Origin of the sequence: Neobacillus drentensis, from assembly GCF_036965425.1 — a bacterium.
In the GTDB taxonomy this organism is placed as follows: domain Bacteria; phylum Bacillota; class Bacilli; order Bacillales; family Cytobacillaceae; genus Neobacillus; species Neobacillus drentensis_F.
This window is the reverse complement of the sequence record NZ_JBALPP010000188.1, coordinates 1-3,895: the sequence shown is the minus strand read 5'-3', so window position 1 is coordinate 3,895 and position 3,895 is coordinate 1. Positions and strand designations below refer to the sequence as shown.

The 3,895-nt window shown below is 37.3% G+C and carries 5 protein-coding genes; all 5 read right to left on the bottom strand.

Translation table 11 applies throughout. The features are described from left to right. Positions 1-627 (bottom strand): phosphotransferase (locus V7161_RS29595; protein ID WP_335716346.1); only part of this gene is annotated, 627 nt, incomplete at its 3' end. Positions 628-636: 9 nt separating this feature from the next. Next, positions 637-1,005: a VOC family protein gene (locus V7161_RS29590; RefSeq protein ID WP_335716345.1), complete on the bottom strand. Its 369-nt coding sequence runs from the start codon at positions 1,003-1,005 to the stop codon at positions 637-639. Positions 1,006-1,120: 115 nt separating this feature from the next. Continuing rightward, on the bottom strand, positions 1,121-2,101 hold the full coding sequence (locus V7161_RS29585) for an ABC transporter permease (protein WP_289982996.1): 981 nt from the start codon (positions 2,099-2,101) through the stop codon (positions 1,121-1,123). Further along, entirely contained in the window at positions 2,094-3,008 is a 915-nt protein-coding gene (locus tag V7161_RS29580; protein ID WP_335716344.1) for an ABC transporter ATP-binding protein, read from the bottom strand. The genes V7161_RS29585 and V7161_RS29580 overlap by 8 nt, the downstream gene beginning before the upstream one ends. A 14-nt stretch (positions 3,009-3,022) precedes the next feature. Beyond that, positions 3,023-3,796 carry an SGNH/GDSL hydrolase family protein gene (locus tag V7161_RS29575; protein ID WP_335716343.1) on the bottom strand — a complete coding sequence of 258 codons (774 nt, stop codon included), beginning with the start codon at positions 3,794-3,796 and terminating at the stop codon, positions 3,023-3,025. Positions 3,797-3,895: the final 99 nt, after the last annotated feature.

The window sequence follows — 3,895 nt, the reverse complement described above, 5'->3', positions numbered from 1 at the left end:
ATTAAAAGGAGTGTATTCACCAGTAAGCAATTTATTCTCAGGATTTGTGTTAATATATTTTTCTTCCACATATAAATCTAAATCTGAATATAAATTTGAATTTAACTCCATATTTTGGTGGTAATGCTTCATATTTTTGAACTGTTCTTTTATGAAACCGTTCCAATTACTTGGAAATTGTTTTAAACCGGTAATCGGAACTTCATGAAATTCTTTTATCGTTTTTCCTAAATCTTTACTTAGATTCTCTTGTTCCTCATTTGTTAATCGATCCCAAATATCAATTAACAGTTCCCCCTGCAGCTGGGTCATGATTAAAAAATTCCAGCCTTCAAATGAACTATATTTGACCAGTTTTGGTGTATCGACGATTTTTATTTTTCCTTCAAGAATTGTGAGAACTTCTAATTCTCGCGTATACTGTTCATTTAAGTGCTTAGGAAATAACTTTATGACAAATTGATTTCCTCCGAAACTGTAAACAATGTTGGCACCATAATGAAATCTACGAATGTCAGTTAACGGGAATTTTTCCTGGATCAGTATTTCCGCAATTTTTTGATCCCAAAAAGAACTTTCCTCTTTAAGTAATTCATATTGTTGACTATTAATAACTGATAATTTCATTATAAACTTCTATACCCATTCCAAAAATTCCATACGATTTCCGAAGGGGTCGTGGACATGAATCCGTGAAGCTCCAGGAAGATTATCGTCAGATGTAAAATCAACTTGTTTCTCCTGAAGGCGGGCTTTTAAGTCTTCAATATTTTCAACTACGAAAGCCGGGTGTGCTTTTTTAGCTGGTGCAAATGGTTCCTCCACTCCAATGTGGATTTGGAAGGTACTGAATTCAAACCAAACCCCGCCGCGTTTTTTTAATTCCTCTGGTTTCTCAACCTCAGCCAATCCAAGGATTTCACCAAAAAATTCTCTTGCAGCTTCTTCACAGCCTTTTGGTCCCGCAAGCTGAACATGATCGATTTTTTTAATGGTAAATGACATACTGACCCCTCCAGTTCTTTAACTATACACTTCTATTTTATAAAATTAATAATTTTCTATCAAATTTAAATTAGGCATAAAAAAACTATTTCCGCCGGCACGGAAATAGTCATTATTAATAAACATCTTTTTTTGTGAACACTATAAAGGAAACAAGAAGGGCTGCTGCCCACCAAACAAACAAAACCATCATTGAAAATGAAAGATTCATTCCTTCAATGGGTGGTGCCGTACCTTTCATGTAGTCGGTTAATCGTAAATTGACCATAAAAAAATATTTTGCTGATTCCCAAGATGAAACCATATTACTTAAAATTGCACCTGAAATTAATGCAGCGAGCATTACGCCCATACCAGCCGCCGTACTCCGAATCAAAACGGATAACATAAAAGATAAAGTACCAACTACGATAGAAACGAACCATACAAGCCCAAAATCCATTAGCAAGAACTTCCACAGACTTAAAAGCTTGACTTCTGACGTATTTAAACCTGTATCCGTCACATTAAATCCTGTTAAAATCGGGGCTCCCCACCCTTTATAGCCAAAAACAACCCCAGAAATGGCATAAGACAAAATACCAGCAATCGCAATCACTAATGACACTGCTAAACAGAGAGTTATGTATTTACTTAAGAGCACTTTCCACCGTTTCACAGGTCTTGTTAAAAGCAGCTTTATCGAGCCAAGACTATGTTCAGAAGAGACCAAATCACTGGCTATGACCATGACCATTAAAGGGATAAATAAATCAATCGAGCTTTCCAGGAAAATCCTCATGAACGTTGGGGCACCCGGCTCTGCTGGATTAATGTCATGGTCCAAATAATATTGCTGCTGCTGTAAAGAGATTTGAAGTTGTTTTTTCCATTCGTCTGAAATTCGGCTGCTGCTTAACCGATTAGTCGTATCGACAATCTGCTGCTGTAAAATTGTTCTCCAGTCACTGGTCCCTAATTTTTCCCGCTGAGTTTGAACCTGCTTATACTGTGCATATGTAAATAACATAACGAGAATACCGATTATGATGGCAATGACAATCAAGCGTTTTTTCGCTATCAGCTTCATCATTTCATTTTGAATCAGTTTATTCAATCGTATCACCCCCGGTTAATTCGAGGAATAAGTCTTCGAGTACAGGCATTTTTCGATTGATTTCAATGACAGACACTCCTGCTTCTACGAGCCGTTTATTCCATTCCGGTGTCTTCTTTTCATCGAATTCTGTTAAAATGGTTTGATCGTCTTTTTCCTCTATGGATGTTAAGGAGCTTAATACTTGTTTTCCTTTTTCAAATGGATCTATGTGCCAAACCACTCTTTCTCGATTCTCCAGAAGCTGTTGTACCGTATCAACACGGATAATGACTCCTTTAGAAATAATCGCCACTCGGTCACATAAAAGTTGGATTTCACTCAATAAATGGCTTGAAACGAGCACACTTAATCCTTCTTTTTCTGCCAAAAAACGGATAAACTGCCGCATCTCGCGTATTCCTGCCGGATCCAGCCCATTTGTGGGTTCATCTAAAATTAATACTTTAGGCTTTCCCAGGAGTGCCTGAGCAATTCCTAATCTCTGCCTCATTCCTAAGGAGTAGGTTTTCACCTTATCATGAATCCTTTCCGTCAATCCAACAAGTTCAGTAACTTCTCTTATTCTCTCATCGTCAACATTATCAAGCATTCGGGCAAAATGGAGCAAATTATTATACCCTGATAAGTATGGATACAATTCCGGATTTTCAACAATACAGCCAAGGCTGGTCATCGCTTCTTGAAAATGGTCTTCAATATTGTTTCCACAAATTTGAATACTGCCAGAAGTCGGCTTTATCAAGCCTACAAGCATACGAATGGTGGTTGTTTTGCCGGCCCCGTTTGGTCCAAGGAAGCCGAATACTTCCCCTTCATGCAAATCAAAAGTCAAGTCCTTAATTATCTCTCTTCTTCCGATTACTTTTTTTAAATTTTTAACTGATAATGTGATTTTTTTCTCCATATATTTCCCTCTCCTTACCAGGTGAGTAATGAAGCCACTCTTTCGGCAATTAAACGATACCCTTTTGAATTTGGATGAAACTTGTCAGAATAAAGATAATCATTAACTTTCAGTTCAAATAAATCAAATGTAGGAACAAATACGATTTTAGGAAAAGCTGCACTTACTTCTGCACTGTCGTAATTCCAGTGACGAACGACCTTTGACATTTCTTTTCCTTGATTCAATTCAATAAAGGGATTGTATAATCCAATAAAAAACACGTTTGCCTTGCTATTGCTTTTACGAATTTGTTCGAAAATAAATTTCAAATTATCAAGATATTTCTTCTCAATAGCAGCAATGTTTCCTGCTTGGAAGTCAACTAACCCTTGTCCGCCTCTAAATAAATCGTTTCCGCCAATTGTTACGAGCACCATGTCAGCTTTTTGGATTTGTCTTTGTACTTCCTTTTCTCCGATTTGCTTTCTTAGCTGGTCCGATCTTTGCCCATTGATCCCGAGATTTGTTAACTGAACAGGACGCTTTGTTTTTTCCTTAATTTCATCCATTAAAACGCCGACGTATCCTTTACCAGTCTCATCACCCGTTCCACGTGTGAGTGAATCGCCCAGTGCCAGGATGGTTAATCCTTTTTTGTTTTCCACTTTCGATACCGTGCTGGTTTCCGGAACCTTTTCCGGTTTTCCTGCATAATACTCACCCACTGCAAAGCCAAGACCGATCAGCCAGAGGAGGCAAAATAGGACTGATATAACAGTAATGGATCGTATGACATTTTTATTCAAAAAACTCATCCTTTCTGGCCTTTTCTCTTATTTAATCACAGATGATGAATGAATCAAACTTTCAGGACTTTCAAATTTATAATGTTGATTATTTATTAA